Consider the following 17,272-nt stretch of genomic DNA (forward strand, 5'->3'; position numbering starts at 1 on the left):
TTCTCTGATTTCCCGGTTCTCACGCTGCTTAGCTTCTTTCCAAGGCTTGGACGATTTGTTAGGACGTGATTCTCTAAGTTCTCTTCCTTCCCTACCTTCACGTCTTCCCCGGGGCTCTGGTACTTCTTTGTCAGCTAAAGTCTCACTAGAACGACCGCTCGATCGATGCTCTTTGGATGCCTTTCTCGCCTCAGTTTCGATGGAGTCAGAATCAGCGTTATCCTCTTCCTGACCATTCTCCAACGCTTCGCGTTCCGCTCTCAGTTCTTGTTCCTTTAATTCCTGCTCTTTTAATTCCTTAAGTTCTTTGGGATCTTTGATCTCCTTGCTCTTTTGTAGTACAAAATAAGCACACCCAAAGTTACAATATTCATTTATATAATCAGACATCGTCGAGTAGATGACGTCTTTCGCAGCTTTGGGATGATTGTCCCGATAAAATCCCTTTAACCGCAGTTGGTTGTATCCCCAATCACCGACAATATAATCGTATCTCTCAAGAACTTCACTATATCTGTCGCGGAAAGCTTCTGGATTCCAACCATTCCGATGATCTTCTAGCACTTCATAACTTCTATTGCCTATAACGATCAAACAAGCTTCCCCTGCCTTTCCCGGTTATGACCGTACACTCTCTTCCTTTCGGCGTTCAGCCGATTTCACCTGTTCATGCGCATGATATGAGCTACGAACAAGTGGTCCAGATTCCACATGACTGAATCCTCGTTTAAGCCCCTCTTCTTTCAAGATTGCGAATTCTTCAGGGGTATAATACTTATCCACATTCAAATGTTGTGGAGAAGGCTGTAAATACTGGCCAATTGTCATAATATCACAATCTACGGCTCTAAGATCATCCATTGCCGTTAAAATTTCATCCCACTCTTCACCTACACCTAGCATGATACTGGATTTGGTCGGAATGTCAGGCTGCATTTGCTTTGCATTTTTCAGCAACTCAAGCGAACGCTTATATTTTGCTTTAGCACGAACACGATCAGACATGCGTTCAACCGTTTCGATATTATGGTTCAGAATATCCGGCTTTACATCCATTACGATCTGAAGCGATTCAGCATTTCCCATAAAATCAGGAATCAACACTTCTACCGTGCATAATGGCAGCCGTTTTCGGATTGCCTTAACGGTCTCCGCAAATATATAGGCTCCTCCGTCTTTCAGATCATCCCGTGCAACACTTGTCACAACACAATGACGAAGGTTCATCTGTTCCGCAGCTTCAGCCACACGTTCAGGCTCTTGCATGTCCAGTTCTGTAGGAAGACCTGTATTTACTGCACAAAAACGACATGCACGAGTACATATATCTCCTAATATCATAAAAGTAGCAGTACGGTTAGCCCAGCACTCATATATGTTAGGACAACGTGCTTCCTCACAAACGGTATGCAATGTTTTGGAACGCATCATACTTTTAATTTCGTTATAGTTATCGCCTGTTGTGAGCTTGATCTTAATCCAATCCGGCTTAGTTTGTTTGTTAGATGTCTTGGACAAGAAGAAAACCTTCTTTCGATTTAATTGGATAGTCCATTCAGCTGTTCCATATTATATCATGAAAATCTTCAGATTACCTATCTACATCGATATGAAATTCATCTGAGCACGGCATGGATAAAAATCAGTCTTTCGATAAACCCTACAGGTAGGCATCAATGTCCGTGCATTTTTGCAATCAAAGATCTGGAGGACAGGACACCATGACAAAATCAAGACAACATTGGGGTCGGATCGCGGCTAAGACCCACTTGGCTACTGTGGTTATAACAACCGTTACAGTAGCATCCCTTATGACGCCTTGCTATGCCGCGCCTACAGGGGAGGCTGTCCTAACCAATACGAGCGAGGCAAAGACACAAACCACAACGAATGAGAACGAAATCTTTGCTGCCAGAAGAATATTGTATGATCGTATTTCGGCGGTAACTCAGATACCGTGGTATCGCTTAGCAGCCATCGATCAATACGAACGGACATTAACACGTGTACACCCCAAAGACCGGAAACATCCCGAACGTGTTATTGGCATTTTTGTGCCCTCAACAGCTTGGAGCGGTCCGCTTAACCCCAATCAGGAGGATACCCATCCAGCGACCATCGAATTGTATTCTGGTATAGGTCTCGATGGAGATGGGGATGGCAAAGCTGATCCTAATAATAATATGGATCTCCTCTATAGTATATCATCAAGATTAAAGCCTTATGGTCATTCTTCTGATGATTTTGCAATCAGCTTATGGGCATACTATGAGAATTCACGATCCGTTCAACGAATCATGCAGTATGCTAAGATCTACGAAAAATTCGGAAAGCTTGATTTGTTTAGCCATGCTTTCCCGCTCCCCATTGGCAACAACTACTCTTACCGAAGCACTTTTGGAATGGGACGAAGCTGGGGAGGTTACCGAATTCACGAAGGAACTGACTTATTTGCTGGATATGGCGTACCTGTTCGCAGTACATGCTACGGTGTTGTTGAACTTAAGGGCTGGAATAAATACGGGGGTTGGCGCATCGGTATTCGTGACCTTAACAATCATTATCATTACTACGCCCACCTCCAAGGCTTTGATAAAAGTGTTAAAGCAGGAGATGTTGTTACCCCTGGACAGACCATTGGCTGGGTCGGTAGTTCCGGATACGGTAAGCCAGGTACGCAAGGAAAGTTCCCGCCCCACCTACACTATGGAATATACCGTGACACGGGATTGTCCGAATGGTCGTTTGATCCTTACCCGCTCCTTAGACACTGGGAGAATGAAGAAAGACAAGCATTACGAAAAGCTAAAAAAGCGCATCCCTAATCTACTTGGGTGCGCTTTTTTGGTTGTTGAGCTAAGGTACGACACTGTTATCAACATCGGGAATAGTTTCCGATCCATGTGGGGTTACTCCCTCACTCGGTGAAATCGGCGCTGGAACAGATACTCCAGGACTCGGACTTGTCGTTATATTGTTATCACCTAATGGGGTCTTCCCTTCAGAATTGCTGAGTGGAGGAAGTGCGATACTCGGTGCATTGGAGCTGTTCTCCCCAACCGGTCTCCCTTGATTATCGTAATAATACATAGGTACATCACCAACAACGAGCATGTAAGAAATCGGGATATCCGTTTCAACAACCTGAGGCTCCATATCAAAAGGCACAACAACCGCTACCTCGGTCACAATATGAACATACACCTCAACAAGAATCATATTGATCCCGGCTTCCTGCTGTCTTGTATCCAATTGTACCTTCACCGCTCCTTGTGGCTCTATCTTCACTGGAATCTGTGGACCAAATGAAGCAATAATCGGACTTTTCAATACCTGCCCTAGAGGAATATGCTCTTTCCTTTGATCCATGGATTCCAGTGTTTCCTGCACCAGCTGAGTTGTAAAAGATGTGATCTTCAAATGCTCAGCATAATTCAGCATAAAACCTGTCACTTTTCCAGTACTATCGGTTTTCCAGTTTACCAGATTATCAAATTGCTTCCCTTCAGTAACCTGACTTGTTATCGCCTTGTTGATCGCTTCCGTTGCAATTTGCTTCACACGAATTTGAGCCAAATGCATAATAGGTGGCCTCAGATTACGCTCGACATAAAGAAATAATTGAAAAATGCCAAATAAAAAAATCAGCGATGCAATAATCCACCACTTCCTCCTGCTTCGTGGCTGCTTCGTGCTCTGGGGATGTGTCCGGTTCCATGACGATTTAACTTTCATGGATTTAAAGCGACTTCTAGACGGTTTAGTTTTCTTATATACACGCCGAATCCGCGTCCTAGGCCATACAGGCAAAGTCGGAAATGACAAGCGCCGAGTCCCCCATTTTTTTCTTCTCACACGTTCGACCTCCCTTCACCTGCTACGAAGGTGTCCCCCTCTTATTGCCAAGCTTCCCTACAGGATATGCGGACAAAGTATAAAAAAGAAGAGTAAGCGTAACGGTTACCCGCTTCGCTTACTCTTCCTTCGTTCCTTGTTCTCATACATGTTCTTATCTGCATATTCGAACAGGCGCTCCATTTTCCCAATAGACCATTTACTATATGAATAGCCAACTGACATTTGTATTCTAATTTCATAATAACCTTCATTATAAATCGCAATTTCTCTTTCAATCTTCTCAATTAGCGTTTCTACGCTTGGTTTAGTCATATTCGTAATTAGAATAGCAAACTCATCGCCGCCGATTCGAGATACAATAACATGGTTATCCGAATAAGAATTTAAGATATTAGCAACATTCTTAATCAAAAAATCGCCTTGCTTATGTCCTAAGTTATCATTGATATACTTTAACTCATCTAAATCACATACAACGATGCCAATAGGTACATTTTCTAGCTGATTGTATCTATCCATTAATTCTTCAAAAACCTGACGATTAAACACTTTTGTCAGACTGTCATGCGTACTTTTATATTCTAGATCCTCCTGAAATTTTAACTTCCCAGTAATGTTTCGTAAAATCCCTTGGATGGCAACTAATTCCCCGTTCTTATATACAGGCGTTGTATATTCTTCAAAGGTTAAATAATCTCCATCATTATTCATGATCCGATATACACATGGTTTACTGTAGTCCATCTGCCCATTGATTTTTTTCATAAGCATGTCTTGATCATCCGGGTGAACTCGGTCCAGCATGATCTGTGGCTGATCATAAACAAGCTTCCCCTGCTCTTCTCCAAAAATTTTCTCGAAGGGTGGATAGATGTATGTAAATCTCCATTTAGGTTTCATCTCAAAATAATACACATAATCTTTGGTATCCTCGACTAACTGGAACGGCCTTTTGTTTGTCTCAGTATGTGTTATTTGTGCTACTGATTTCTTTTTTATATACAGGTTAACACCATAAGTAATCATGATGCCTATAATTATGCCAGGTATAAACCAGATCACCGTTCATTGCCCCTTATCTCGTAAGCCTAAGCAAATAAAATAAATAACTAAACGTTTATTCTACTATAAGCATGTAAGTGTCGAAAAGGAAATAATTTCAAATAATGACTTGCTGTATTTCCAAGTATAGAGAAAGACCGGGGAATGATCGAAGGTTAATCGAACATTCTCCAGTCTTCAATAACAATGAATTGGATTACAGAACTGATTAGTTAGTCTTAAACTCTCGCTGGCGAAGTGCTTCAAACAGGAGTACCGATGCAGCCATAGCAGCATTTAGAGATTCTGCCTTACCTGGCATTGGGATGATGATCGCATCATCCACTAGCGCCGCTACCTCCGGTGAGACACCGCTGCCTTCGCTACCGATCACTAACCAGCATGATCCGGTAAAATCATAGTGATATGCTGTAGTATTGCCCTCAAGAGAAGTTGTAACCAATCGAGCTCCACTTTCTCTTGCCTGAGGAAGGATATCTGTTAAATCCCCCTCCACTACAGGTATGTGAAATAGAGATCCCATCGTAGAGCGAAGCGTTTTCGGATTGTACAAGTCAGCACAACCCTTGCCCAGAACAACTCCCCCTGCACCCGATGCATCTGCACTACGAATAATAGTCCCTACGTTGCCAGGATCTTGCAGACCATCTAGAACAATGACCAGTTTGTCCTTCTCTAGATGATTCCAAGTCATTTTCTCTTTGCGAACAACAGCGAACACGGGTTGAGGCGTCGAAGTATGGCTAACCTTAGATATAATGGCTTGTGTAACACCAATCCACTCTACACCGGTAGTATCTTGCATTTGCTTCAACTCATGTGGAATACCTTGCTCATAGTCATAGGCAACACATTCAATATCTACACCAGAGAGTAGAGCCTCCTGTACCAAGTGAATACCTTCTATGACATACTTGTTCTGCTTGTCCCGGTGTTTTTTTTCCTGTAACTGTGCCCATGCTTTAACTCTTGCATTTTGTAGTGATAATATTTCCATATCTGCTCCATTCATTCTAGCGTGTGTCTGCTTGATAAATTCTCTTATTTCGGGAATGCAAGCTCCAACTTCGTTAAATCATTCTTCTGCCCAACAATGACCAGAATATCCCCTTCAGCAAGTCGGTCCTCAGGATGCGGTGAGATATTCATCTTACCTCCACTCCGAATCCCCATGACGTTACAACCAAACCTTGCACGGATATCAAGCTCACGTAAATTCTGACCGATCATTTCAGGAGCTGCACGTAATTCCATAATGCTATAATCATCCGATATTTCAATATAGTCCAAAATATTAGGGGATACCAAGTGATGCGCTACCCGTAAGCCCATATCACGTTCGGGGAAGATCACTTTATCAGCACCGATTTTTTGCAAAACCTTACCATGAAGCTCATTTTTCGCTTTGACTATAATTACAGGCACACCCAGATCCTTAAGGATAAGTGTCGTTAAAATACTTGACTGTATATCTTCTCCAATTGCCACAACAACGACATCAAAATTACGAATTCCAAGTGCGCGCAGCGCCTCTTCATCCGTAGAATCAGACGATACTGCATGCGTTACTATACCTGAGATTTCCTGTATACGCTGCTCTCGTGCATCGATGGCGAGTACATCAAAACCCATGCCGCTAAGCTCTTTAGCTACGCTCGTTCCAAAACGCCCCATGCCGATGACTGCATACTGCTTCTTAGCCATTTCCCTTCCTCCCCCGAACCCTTGATTATCTGTGCCTAGTATACCATATTGGACATCGAACGTTGAATGTATCCGTGCTTTCACGGGTACATTAACAAAGACCCTTAATTAACAAGGAGGAACATTTCGATGTCCATATTGTTAGATCTAAGGCAAGCCGTCATTCACAAAGTGCATAATCAGGATGAAGATCAGCTTCGCTCGATGATCGAGGGGTCCATTGACGGACCCGAAGCCGCCCTTCCCGGTCTCGGTGTTATGTTCGAGATGATGTGGAAAGACATGGACTCATCGGCTCAGACCGACCTTGTCAGCTCACTTCATGACCACCTGAAAACCGTAACTCCCGGCAAGTTGAGCTAAGCGTGCACGGGATACGGGAATAACAAACAATCCCCCTTCCATGATATTGGAAGGGGGATTGTTTGTTATCTGTAACTCCTTATGGAGCCATTTCCAGAAACTTAGCCGTTGGATTTTTGTCCACAGCCGTTCTCATCGCATATTCATTTTCAAATAAAACAACATAATTATCCTTTTTATCTTTGACGAGTGTTGAATTTATACGGAATTTCGACGGATCAATCTTATCATCAATAATCCAACGTGCGAATTGATATGGCATACGCTGAAGCTGAACATCAACACCATATTCACCTTTCATCCGATATTCGAACACCTCGAACTGAAGCTGACCAACTACGCCGAGAATCATCTCGTCAAAGCTAACTGTACGGAATACTTGAATCGTGCCTTCCTCCGTCAGTTGATCAATACCCTTCTGATACTGTTTATGTTTAAGGGCATTTTTCACCGTTACCTTAGCGAACAATTCTGGGGAGAAGGTTGGCAATTCATCAAATACGATATCACCACTCTGACTCAGAGAGTCCCCAATTCGGAAAATACCTGGGTCAAAGAGACCGATAATATCCCCTGGATAAGCCTCTTGCACAATATCCCGATCCTGTGCTAGGAACTGTTGAGGTTGTGCCAGCTTGATATCCTTGCCCATACGTACATGTTTAACACTCATCCCACGTTCAAACTTTCCTGATACGATACGTAAGAATGCAATACGATCCCGGTGAGCTGGGTTCATGTTCGCTTGGATTTTAAATACATATCCTGAGAATTTCTCATCTGTTGGTTGAACAATTCCCTCAGTACTCCGACGTGGTTCAGGCTTAGGTGCTAATTGAAGGAAGTTCTCTAAGAATGTCTGAACACCAAAGTTGTTGACCGCACTGCCGAAAAATACAGGTGTCAATTCACCCTTCAGTACTTTTTCAAAATCAAAAGGATCTCCGGCTACATCCAACAGCTCAAGATCTTGGCACAATTGATCATGCAAAAAATCTCCAGCCATTTCTCGAATCATCGGATCGTTGTAATCCTCAACCTTTTGAACATTGATGGTCGAATGGTCGTCCCCTTGGAAAAGCTCAACCTGATTTTTCATCCGGTCATATACACCGCATAGCTCACGTCCTGATCCAATCGGCCAGTTCATTGGAACAGATCGAATACCGAGCACTTGCTCAATTTCTTCCATCAGATCAAATGGACTCCGACCTTCACGGTCTAACTTATTAACAAATGTAAAGATAGGAATTCCCCGTTTGGCACATACCTGAAACAGCTTAATCGTCTGGGCTTCAACACCTTTTGCAACGTCGATCAACATGACTGCACTATCTGCTGCAGTTAATGTCCGGTACGTATCCTCACTAAAGTCTTGGTGACCAGGCGTATCCAGTATATTAATCCGGTGACCTTGGTAGTCGAACTGCATTACAGAGGAAGTTACCGAGATCCCCCGCTGCTTCTCAATTTCCATCCAGTCACTTGTCGCATGTTTGCTTGCTTTTCTTGCTTTAACTGAACCTGCCAAGCGAATGGCGCCACCGAACAGCAGTAGCTTCTCAGTCAGTGTAGTTTTACCGGCATCCGGGTGGGATATAATCGCAAAGGTTCTGCGCTTATCCACTTCGCTTTGCAGCTCATCTATTGTTTTGCCCATTTCACTGTTCCCTTCGTACTAAAGTCATGTATATTATTGTACCACAATCCATACGCAAACCAACCCCATACGCTGAGCGTATGAGGATGATTTTTAAATAGCAGGATCGAATTTTAATTAGAGCCCTTTAACCACACTACGTTGTCTTCCTCTTGCCCATTTACTGGCCACCAGTGGAATCCATCTTTAGCAAGCAGCTCATCAGCCTGCTTAGGTCCCCATGATGCTGCTGGATAGCTTTCGAGCTCGCCTTGATTCTCTTTCCACGCTTGTGCAATACGATCAACGAAGGACCAAGCCGACGCAACCTCATCCCAACGTGTGAAGTAAGTGGAGTCTCCACGTGCTGCATCATGCAGCAAACGCTCATAAGCTTCAGGTGAGTTAATGCCAACCATGCAGCTCTGACAGAAATCCATAGCTACCGGTTCAATTTCTGATTCAGAACCTGGCTTCTTAGCATTAATCTTTACATACAACCCTTCCATCGGGTTAACCCGAATAACAAGAAGGTTAGGTTCAAGGGTATGCTTTTGTCCAAGATATACATTTCCCGGCATACGTTTAAATTCTACAACGACCTCAGTCGTTTTTACTGGGAGACGCTTACCTGTACGGATATAGAATGGTACACCAGCCCAGCGGAAGTTATCCACGAATACACGAGCTGCGAAATACGTTTCTGTTGTTGATTCTGGATTTACCTTATCCTCTTCACGATAAGCTGGCAACTCTTTGCTACCTACAGAACCCTTCGTATATTGACCACGAACAACGTTTTCTTTAACTTCTTCATGGGTCGCATAAGGACGAAGTGAGCGAAGAACCTTCACCTTCTCATCACGGATATCTTCCGGAAGAAGACGGCTAGGTGGCTCCATAGCAATCATTGTGAGCATTTGAAGCATATGGTTTTGTCCCATATCCCGTAATGCTCCTGCATGATCGTAGTATCCTCCACGCTCTTCAACACCAACAGTTTCACCAAGCGTAATCTGTACGTTAGCGATATGCTTATTATTCCAGAGTGGTTCAAAGAATGCATTGGCAAAACGGATGACTTCAATGTTCTGTACCATTTCCTTGCCAAGATAATGGTCAATACGATATATTTCTTCTTCTTTAAACACCTGTGTAATTTCTTCATTCAGCTTCCCTGCCGACTCTAAGTCGTAACCGAAAGGCTTCTCAATTACAAGGCGATTCCAGCCTGCTCCGTCTAGCATGCCACCCTTCATCAAGTTGAAGGACACACTACCGAACAATTCTGGAGCGAGAGCTAGATAGAATAACCGATTACCGGCTATATCAAACTTCTCTTCCAACTTCTCAGTTTGCTCACGAAGCTCACGGAAGCCGTCAATATTGTTAATATCTAAAGATTTATATTCAAAATGTTGCGCAAATTTGTTCCATTCCTCGTTATCTTCGGAACGGTACCGGCAAAATTCCTGGATCGAACGTTGCACATCCTCACGGAATTCATCTTGAGTGCGCGGACGCCGTGCCACGCCGATTACCGCAAAATCCTCAGCCAATTTTCCTTCGCGATAGAGACTATAGATCGCCGGGAACAATTTGCGTCTTGCCAAATCGCCGGTCGCTCCAAAGATGAAGAATACCGCTCCCGGTGTCTTTAATGATTCTAGATTTTGATTTTCAGCCATGGCTCCTCATTCTTTCTATAAATTATAGTGTATTTTTATGCATCGCATGTTATCACGACGTGATGACATTTTAGCATATTCGTATAAAGTATGCTATCTCAATTTCATACATTTTCATCGTATTTCAGAAAGAATCCTTAATATTCTATTGTAATCACCGGAAATCCGATCGTTATTCTATTATTTTTCTTCATAGAATCTTCATGCACAGCCACCTGCATATGTATCTGCTGGTCACCACTCATAACAAATGTCCCCAATGAAGGAACCTTATAAGACCTGCTTTCCGTCGTACCATCTTGGTATGAATCCACTACGTTTAACGATAGATTTGACTCCATTTTCTCTTCCACTAGTTGCATTGTTTTCTCTGCTGACAAACTATTATTGACACTTCCTTGAACAGAAGCATTCCATGCAGCAATTATTCCAACTTCTTCAAGAATACCCGATACCTTCTTCTGTATATCTATTAGATGTTGGAAATTAGCTGTTCCTACAGTATCTAATTGGAACTTCACATAACTGTGTCCTCCAGCTTGGACCCAGTCCATCCGTACATCCATACCAGAAATAACTTCCCGGGCCCTATAGGACTGCTCTCCGTTCTCGGTATCCATGAACACATCTTTAAATTCTATTTCTGTCTTTAGCGCTTCAACGGTTGTTTTAATCTTGTCACTAGAGAAATCCCTTCTCTCTCCTTGCAACTTTACCGTTACATGAAGTGGAGAATCCACTTGCATCTCTCCAAGAGAATAGAGCAGTTTGAGTGAATCCACACTGTTTTCTTTAACTAACTCGGAACTTTTATTTTTTGCGGAATACCCCGTGAACCCAGCTAAAATCACAGTCATCCCACATAGCAATATCATGCCTACTATAAATTTCATTCCAAGTTGCTTCATTAATAACCGCTCCCTTTAAACGAATCTATCAATCTAGTAACAGGATGCCCGGTTATATGCGAATTATTCTCTTAAATTATAAAAAAGCCCAACCACCATCCGGTAGCCGGGATCTAATGAGCCTTAAGTTCTCATTCCTATTTACTCTGCAAGACCATTCTTATAAGCATAAATAGCAGCTTGTGTACGGTCCTCAACTCCGAGTTTCGCCAGAATATTCGTTACGTGAAATTTAACTGTCTTAATACCTATGATTAGATCATCCGCAATGTCCTGATTCGACTTGCCTTGTGCAAGTAAACGGAGAACTTCCATTTCACGGTCTGTTAATTCACTGTGTGCAGGAGCTTCTGCTTGAGGATGGCGGAATCGATTCATCATTTTGGATGCAACCTGAGATTCGAGAACCGATTGACCACGCGCAGCAGCACGAATAGCATCCGCCACTTCAGATGCCCTTGATGTCTTTAACAAATAACTGAATGCTCCTGCCTCGATAACGGGGTACATTTTTTCATCATCCAAATAACTCGTAAGTACAATAACCTTACAATCTGGATATAGGCTTAACAACTGTCTTGTTGTTTCGATCCCATCCATTCCGTCCATGACTAGGTCCATCAAGACTACATCCGGACAATATTCTTTCGCTAACCGTATACCTTCTTCTCCACTACCTGCTTCCCCGACCACTTCAATCCCGTCTTCTGTCCCTAACACAGCAGCAAGACCAATTCGAACCATCTCGTGATCATCAACTAAAAGTACCTTAATTGGTGTTTCCATCTCCATCTTTTTCACCCCGGTTTCGTTCTTCGTCCATTAATGGGACGGATATTTCAATACGCGTGCCTTTCCCCGGCGCTGTAATGAACTGTATAGAGCCACCAAGCTCTGTCACTCGTTCCTGCATCGTCGAAAGACCGTAAGAGGTTTGCTTCTTCTCATCAATCTCAAAGCCGATACCGTCATCTCGCAGTGTCACACGCACCGTATTTTGCTTTCTCTGGATTCGGATATCCATCCGTTCTGCTTTCGCATGTCTCAGTGTATTGGACATCGCTTCCTGAATGATACGGAACAAATGATTCTCGATCCCCTTTACAAGGGATATTCCTTCATCCATCTCAAACGTGATCTCCATAGGAACTTTAATCTGGAGCTCACGAATTAACTCCCTGAGACCCTGCTCTAGCGCCTTCCCTTCGAGATAGACTGGGCGCAAGTGTAGCAGTAATGCTCGCATTTCTGACTGTGCTACTGCTGACATTTCTTCAATGAGAGCAACCTGACGCTGTGCTTTACCAAAGTCCTTATCTAGTGTTCGTCCAACAGCTGTTGCTGTCATCGAAATCGCAAAAAGTTGCTGTGATACTGCATCGTGCAGTTCTCTTGCCAGACGCTGCCTTTCCTCCACAATAGCTGTTACACGAGCTTGCTCAGCAAGCTGTGCATTGTTTGTGGACAAACGTTGTAGGGAATTGACCTGCTCTTCCCAGCGTTTGCTGATTCGTCCAAGCTGCTCACCTAAACGCCCAACCTCGTCATTACCCATATCAGGCATAACTGCTGAAGTTACACCGCCTTTTTCCCAAGTCACTAGAATTTCTCTTACGGAATCAAGCCTTCGCTTTACCCGGTAACCTTGAAAAAATCCATATACCGCCCCTAAACTGATTGGCAGCAATACAAGTGTTATTCCCGACTGAATCACATTACGCCAGGAATCAAAGGGCCTCAAATAATCATATGTATATAAAATGTACATCACAACGAGCATAACTACAAAGCCCAGAAGGGTGCCTTCACGCATACTTCGAGTGATTATATTTGCATTCTTTTCCGACATCATCGGGCAGCCCTCCTGATTTTCCTCTGTAGCACGTTAATATCACACAAGACGAATACTTAAATCTCCACCAAGGTACGATACAATAAATTTCACTTTATACTCACTAGTCTCATAATTAGGCGATTTCCAGTTCAGACGATTCATGACACCAGTTTCCTTCTGTTTACCGATATCAATCGATCCAAAAAGAACAAAGGCTTCAATCTCCACTCCGTAATAGTCAGGTAACGCTAAATCGATATCACCTAGAATTCCATGGAACATCATAACTGTATACTTTTCCTCGGGTAACGCTAAGGATAGATCAACATCGGCCTCCCCAAGAACATGCCACACACTCATGCTTCTCATAACCCAAGGGGCGTTATCCCAGTCAAAGTTGGACATGAAGTTCTGTTTCTGAATATATCGATCTGTTCCATGAGCACGTCGAGCTTTCCCATAAAATATACCGAGTGAAATCAGACCAATACCAATGATGAGCATCAAATGATCGAGAAGAAGCAAAACGACGCCCACTCCAAGGATAATGTATCCTTTCCGGATATAACCGCTTCGAATTTGCTGAATGCCAGCAACCATCAATAGAAGAGCGACGATGGTGAAGAAACCAAACCATCTGCCGAAGAGCATAAACACACCGATGCCAATCAATCCAAACGCTATCCAGCGGTCTCTATCCATGCCGCACCTCCCTTAGATGATAAAATTGCCCTAAAAAGCCAAAACAGTGCGGGATTCCGCACCGTATGGCTAACCTTTATATACTGAACGGTTTACCCTGAAGTTATCATGAACTTTTCATAATTCGCATACAGTCAGTCCATTCAGTAGTTTATCATATTTAATGGTTCTTCGAATACTAAATTACTACTTCCTCTGTTAATTAATCTTCTTTAGAAACAGATCCATTCATTTTGTTTTTGAGCGCATTCAGCTGCTCATCCACTTTCATTTGCTTTTCAACGTCTACAGGGCTCGTGTAAGCTGCATTGTTTGGGCGGTATGGTGCACGCATTACATCAGCTTCAGCTTCCATCTGCATAATTTTTTCTTCCATCCGGTGGAATCCCATCGAAGCACTACCGCTTTCGATTGTGTGCAAGCTGCTCACTTGAGACATTTGCTTCTTCGCTTTAGCCATTTGAGCACGAGCTACAAGCTCATTACGCTTATTGCGCATTTTGTAGAACTCATCCTTCATTTCATGAAGCTGAGCAACCAATTCTTTGGCTTGAGTTTCGGACTGCAAATGCATTTCTTGATATTCAGTTTCTTTTTGGTCAAAATAGATTTTCTCTTCCAGAAGCTTACGCGCAACTTCCTCTTGACCATTCTTCAGAGCCAATTCTGCTTGTGATTCACGCTGAGCAGCCATCTTCACAGCTTCGTCTACACGCTGCTTCATGCGGCGCTCATTAGCCATTTGTTTGGCCACAGTAACCTCAGCCTCATGAATTTCTGCTTCCATATCCCGCAAATATTGATTCAACATTACAATCGGATCCTCAACCTTATCTAACATTTCGTTCACCGATGCTTTTGTCATATCTTTAATTCTTTTAAATACTCCCATTTTATAAATCTCCCTTCTCATACTTCGATAGTTTTTTCTTAAGTTCTTCTATTTCTTTCTTCAAAGCCTTTTTCTCAATGTCTTTCATCATGGCATCTAAATCTTCTTCAGGTGCTGCTTCTGGTCTTGTAGCATACCGTCCGTCGTTATATGAATAGCCTGAATTTCTCGGCCCGTAACCTTGGCGCTCATCACGGTAAGGTCCTCTTCCACTCCCGTTGTATCCACCATATGAACCGTTAGGTCCATAATGTTGTCCATTGCCATTGGGACCATATCCTGAGCCGCCTGGGCCGTATGGATCGTGATAAAAAGGTTCCTTCGAAATCACTAACGATGCGATCAAATATATTAATAATGTCGTACCGCCAGTAAAGAAGATACTGATGACGAAAATTATACGAAGCAAGGTTGCTTCCAAGCCAAAAGTTTCTGATAGTCCGCCAATCAACCCAGTGAACATTTTATTTCTTGTAGACCGGTACAATCTTGTCATAACTACTCCTTCCCGCTGTTGTTCAGCTTCTCCTTCAACCGGGCAAGTTCACGATCCAATACGGACGATACACCTTCACCGGCTTGCACCAAATACTCTTGACCCATTTTTCGAAGGTCTCGAAGACTTCGTGCTTCAAGCTCCCAATCACTAATCCGATCTTCCAACCGATTAAACATTTTAGGAACATCCTGCCCACCATAGGAACCTGTACGTTCATTCATTTTCTGTTGAAGACGTAATGTTTCCATACGAGCTACATAATACTGTCGCTTACTATAAACGGTCTGATACTCCATCCGAAGCTCACCAAGCTGTTCTTCCACTTCTCTTAGTGATTCACGGCTTGTAGCCAGCAGCCCCTCGTACTGTTCAATCTTTTCTTCATAAATCAGCTTTTCTTGCAATGCTAGTTTCGCCAGGTGATCCTCACCTGCTTTGAGAGCCAGAAGTGCCTGCTCTTCCCGTTTAACTTTCATCGTCTCCGCTTGAGTTACTTGCTGATTTAGTTGTCTTGTATGTGCCTCACACTGCTGCAAAAGCTTCTCAGCTTCTGTAATATCCTGCCGAGTTGTGTGAAGGAATTGATCGATCAGTCGAACCGGATCCTGACTTTGTTCAAGCTTTTCATTTAATGTTGCTGCTGTTATATCTCTAATCCGTCGAAAAACACTCATATTTTCTTTATCCTCCTCTTCCTTCAGGTTTAAGCTTTTGTAGATTATTAGTAACGTCTCCGTCCGTTTTTAAGACGGGAAACGCCGTAGATAATCAGAACGATACCAAGAATTGGGCCAATAATCCAAGAAAGCTTACCGATCAGTGAAAGTACACCGATTGCTAATACGATCCAGCCAAAAAACGTATTACCACGCCGGATACCGTAATACCCAAGTGCAATCATTGCTACTGGTATAAGTAAACTAAATAACCAGCCAAGCAAAGGACCTAATACTCCTAGTAACACTAATGCTCCTAAAGCAATGAGCAGAATTCCAATTCCATTTCCATTCGAATTTCTCATGTATACACCGCCTTTCCTTTCCAAATCAATTGTTTATGACTTGTTCAACCTTATGACTTTATTTTAGGTTAATTCAATTCAATCTAAAACGGACCCCGGACGGTTTTTGATCCTCGACTTAAGTCGGGGAAGGAATGCGACCTCCGTCTATACACGACCAAGACCACAAAAAAAGTACATTAATACAAAAAAGCGAATGCTGGCTTCGCGCCTGTCATTCGCTTCTCTGGTATGTACAATACAGATACATTACTTCCCCTAATTTATTATAAACATAAAAAAAGAACGTGGATATAATCCACGTTCTTACTGGTGATGCCGGTGAAGGGACTCGAACCCCCACGGTTTCCCTCACGATTTTGAGTCGCGCGCGTCTGCCAATTCCGCCACACCGGCTAACTAAATGGCGTGCCCTAAGAGATTCGAACTCCTGGCCTTTTGATTCGTAGTCAAACGCTCTATCCAGCTGAGCTAAGGGCACATAATATGAAATGGAGGCGCCACCCAGATTCGAACTGGGGATAAAGCTTTTGCAGAGCTGTGCCTTACCACTTGGCTATGGCGCCATAGAATAAAAATGGAGCGGACGACGGGAATCGAACCCGCGACCCTCGCCTTGGCAAGGCGATGCTCTACCGCTGAGCCACGTCCGCAAAATCAATGGCTGGGGATATAGGATTCGAACCTATGCATGACGGAGTCAAAGTCCGTTGCCTTACCGCTTGGCTAATCCCCAATATGATTTGTTTTTTGAATTATGGGGCGATCGATGGGACTTGAACCCACGAATGCCGGAGCCACAGACCGGTGCGTTAACCCCTTCGCCACGACCGCCACATTCAAAAATTATTCAATTGGCAGGGGCAGCAGGAATTGAACCCACACCAACGGTTTTGGAGACCGTTGTTCTACCTTTAAACTATGCCCCTATAAAACTGGTGGAGGATGATGGATTCGAACCACCGAACCCGTACGGGAGCAGATTTACAGTCTGATGCGTTTGGCCACTTCGCTAATCCTCCAAATGGTGCCGGCGAGAGGACTTGAACCCCCAACCTACTGATTACAAGTCAGTTGCTCTACCAGTTGAGCTACACCGGCG

General features: G+C 43.4%; 18 protein-coding genes and 9 tRNA genes. 2 read left to right on the plus strand and 25 right to left on the minus strand.

The genetic code is table 11. The features are described 5' to 3' along the window. Both AC3WJJ_RS25310 and lipA read right to left on the minus strand, forming a co-directional pair. Positions 1-594: YutD family protein (locus AC3WJJ_RS25310; protein ID WP_492544880.1), on the minus strand; the 594-nt coding region annotated here is incomplete at its 3' end. A gap of 24 nt (positions 595-618) precedes the next feature. After that, positions 619-1,518, minus strand: a complete 900-nt coding sequence (lipA, locus tag AC3WJJ_RS25315) for a lipoyl synthase (RefSeq protein ID WP_422658283.1) — start codon at positions 1,516-1,518, stop codon at positions 619-621. Between the two features lie 293 nt (positions 1,519-1,811). Between lipA and AC3WJJ_RS25320 the strand changes: the two genes are divergently transcribed. Further along, a complete protein-coding gene (locus AC3WJJ_RS25320) occupies positions 1,812-2,825 on the plus strand; it encodes a M23 family metallopeptidase (protein ID WP_492544900.1) in 1,014 nt (337 codons plus the stop codon). Between the two features lie 31 nt (positions 2,826-2,856). On the opposite strand, the gene yunB is transcribed toward AC3WJJ_RS25320, so the two are convergent. The 4 genes from yunB to AC3WJJ_RS25340 all read right to left on the minus strand — a co-directional run bounded on the left by yunB (position 2,857) and on the right by AC3WJJ_RS25340 (position 6,666). Beyond that, the gene (gene yunB, locus AC3WJJ_RS25325) at positions 2,857-3,855 is read right to left on the minus strand and encodes a sporulation protein YunB (protein ID WP_492544883.1); all 999 of its coding nucleotides are present in this window, start codon (positions 3,853-3,855) and stop codon (positions 2,857-2,859) included. A 105-nt stretch (positions 3,856-3,960) separates the two neighbouring features. Then, positions 3,961-4,920: a sensor domain-containing diguanylate cyclase gene (locus AC3WJJ_RS25330; protein ID WP_492544885.1), complete on the minus strand. Its 960-nt coding sequence runs from the start codon at positions 4,918-4,920 to the stop codon at positions 3,961-3,963. A gap of 208 nt (positions 4,921-5,128) precedes the next feature. Then, the gene (locus AC3WJJ_RS25335; protein ID WP_492544887.1) at positions 5,129-5,917 is read right to left on the minus strand and encodes a TrmH family RNA methyltransferase; all 789 of its coding nucleotides are present in this window, start codon (positions 5,915-5,917) and stop codon (positions 5,129-5,131) included. A gap of 44 nt (positions 5,918-5,961) precedes the next feature. After that, on the minus strand, positions 5,962-6,666 hold the full coding sequence (locus AC3WJJ_RS25340; RefSeq protein WP_492544902.1) for a potassium channel family protein: 705 nt from the start codon (positions 6,664-6,666) through the stop codon (positions 5,962-5,964). An 87-nt stretch (positions 6,667-6,753) separates the two neighbouring features. Here AC3WJJ_RS25340 and sspI point away from each other — a divergent pair, with 87 nt between their 5' ends. Next, a complete protein-coding gene (gene sspI / locus AC3WJJ_RS25345; RefSeq protein ID WP_422658287.1) occupies positions 6,754-6,987 on the plus strand; it encodes a small acid-soluble spore protein SspI in 234 nt (77 codons plus the stop codon). A 79-nt stretch (positions 6,988-7,066) separates the two neighbouring features. On the opposite strand, the gene AC3WJJ_RS25350 is transcribed toward sspI, so the two are convergent. The 19 genes from AC3WJJ_RS25350 to AC3WJJ_RS25440 all read right to left on the minus strand — a co-directional run bounded on the left by AC3WJJ_RS25350 (position 7,067) and on the right by AC3WJJ_RS25440 (position 17,271). After that, positions 7,067-8,647 (minus strand): peptide chain release factor 3, encoded by a 1,581-nt coding sequence (locus AC3WJJ_RS25350; protein WP_492544889.1) that lies wholly within the window; start codon positions 8,645-8,647, stop codon positions 7,067-7,069. 113 nt (positions 8,648-8,760) lie between these two features. Then, positions 8,761-10,314 carry a glucose-6-phosphate dehydrogenase gene (gene zwf, locus AC3WJJ_RS25355; RefSeq protein WP_422658289.1) on the minus strand — a complete coding sequence of 518 codons (1,554 nt, stop codon included), beginning with the start codon at positions 10,312-10,314 and terminating at the stop codon, positions 8,761-8,763. 137 nt (positions 10,315-10,451) lie between these two features. Further along, the gene (locus AC3WJJ_RS25360; RefSeq protein ID WP_492544892.1) at positions 10,452-11,222 is read right to left on the minus strand and encodes a YwmB family TATA-box binding protein; all 771 of its coding nucleotides are present in this window, start codon (positions 11,220-11,222) and stop codon (positions 10,452-10,454) included. 141 nt (positions 11,223-11,363) lie between these two features. Next, positions 11,364-12,014 (minus strand): response regulator, encoded by a 651-nt coding sequence (locus AC3WJJ_RS25365; protein WP_422658291.1) that lies wholly within the window; start codon positions 12,012-12,014, stop codon positions 11,364-11,366. Further along, positions 11,992-13,074: a sensor histidine kinase gene (locus AC3WJJ_RS25370; protein ID WP_492544894.1), complete on the minus strand. Its 1,083-nt coding sequence runs from the start codon at positions 13,072-13,074 to the stop codon at positions 11,992-11,994. The genes AC3WJJ_RS25365 and AC3WJJ_RS25370 overlap by 23 nt, the downstream gene beginning before the upstream one ends. A gap of 39 nt (positions 13,075-13,113) precedes the next feature. Beyond that, the gene (liaF, locus tag AC3WJJ_RS25375; RefSeq protein ID WP_492544896.1) at positions 13,114-13,758 is read right to left on the minus strand and encodes a cell wall-active antibiotics response protein LiaF; all 645 of its coding nucleotides are present in this window, start codon (positions 13,756-13,758) and stop codon (positions 13,114-13,116) included. 202 nt (positions 13,759-13,960) lie between these two features. After that, positions 13,961-14,650: a PspA/IM30 family protein gene (locus AC3WJJ_RS25380; protein ID WP_422658294.1), complete on the minus strand. Its 690-nt coding sequence runs from the start codon at positions 14,648-14,650 to the stop codon at positions 13,961-13,963. Between the two features lies 1 nt (position 14,651). Then, positions 14,652-15,146, minus strand: a complete 495-nt coding sequence (locus tag AC3WJJ_RS25385) for a PspC domain-containing protein (RefSeq protein ID WP_422658295.1) — start codon at positions 15,144-15,146, stop codon at positions 14,652-14,654. Positions 15,147-15,148: 2 nt separating this feature from the next. Then, positions 15,149-15,823, minus strand: coding sequence for a PspA/IM30 family protein (locus AC3WJJ_RS25390; RefSeq protein WP_422658296.1), 675 nt, complete (start codon positions 15,821-15,823; stop codon positions 15,149-15,151). Positions 15,824-15,870: 47 nt separating this feature from the next. Further along, entirely contained in the window at positions 15,871-16,170 is a 300-nt protein-coding gene (locus AC3WJJ_RS25395) for a LiaF transmembrane domain-containing protein (RefSeq protein ID WP_492544898.1), read from the minus strand. Positions 16,171-16,486: 316 nt separating this feature from the next. After that, positions 16,487-16,566: transfer RNA gene (locus AC3WJJ_RS25400), tRNA-Leu, on the minus strand. Positions 16,567-16,574: 8 nt separating this feature from the next. Then, positions 16,575-16,651: transfer RNA gene (locus AC3WJJ_RS25405), tRNA-Arg, on the minus strand. Positions 16,652-16,662: 11 nt separating this feature from the next. After that, positions 16,663-16,736: transfer RNA gene (locus tag AC3WJJ_RS25410), tRNA-Cys, on the minus strand. Positions 16,737-16,748: 12 nt separating this feature from the next. Further along, positions 16,749-16,823: transfer RNA gene (locus AC3WJJ_RS25415), tRNA-Gly, on the minus strand. Positions 16,824-16,831: 8 nt separating this feature from the next. Further along, positions 16,832-16,906, minus strand: a tRNA-Gln gene (locus AC3WJJ_RS25420). A 22-nt stretch (positions 16,907-16,928) separates the two neighbouring features. Then, a tRNA-His gene (locus AC3WJJ_RS25425) sits at positions 16,929-17,004 on the minus strand. A 21-nt stretch (positions 17,005-17,025) separates the two neighbouring features. Further along, a tRNA-Trp gene (locus AC3WJJ_RS25430) sits at positions 17,026-17,099 on the minus strand. Positions 17,100-17,106: 7 nt separating this feature from the next. Further along, a tRNA-Tyr gene (locus tag AC3WJJ_RS25435) sits at positions 17,107-17,192 on the minus strand. 3 nt (positions 17,193-17,195) lie between these two features. Continuing rightward, positions 17,196-17,271, minus strand: a tRNA-Thr gene (locus tag AC3WJJ_RS25440). Position 17,272: the final 1 nt, after the last annotated feature.

Source organism: Paenibacillus sp. FW507-14B1B, from assembly GCF_058781425.1.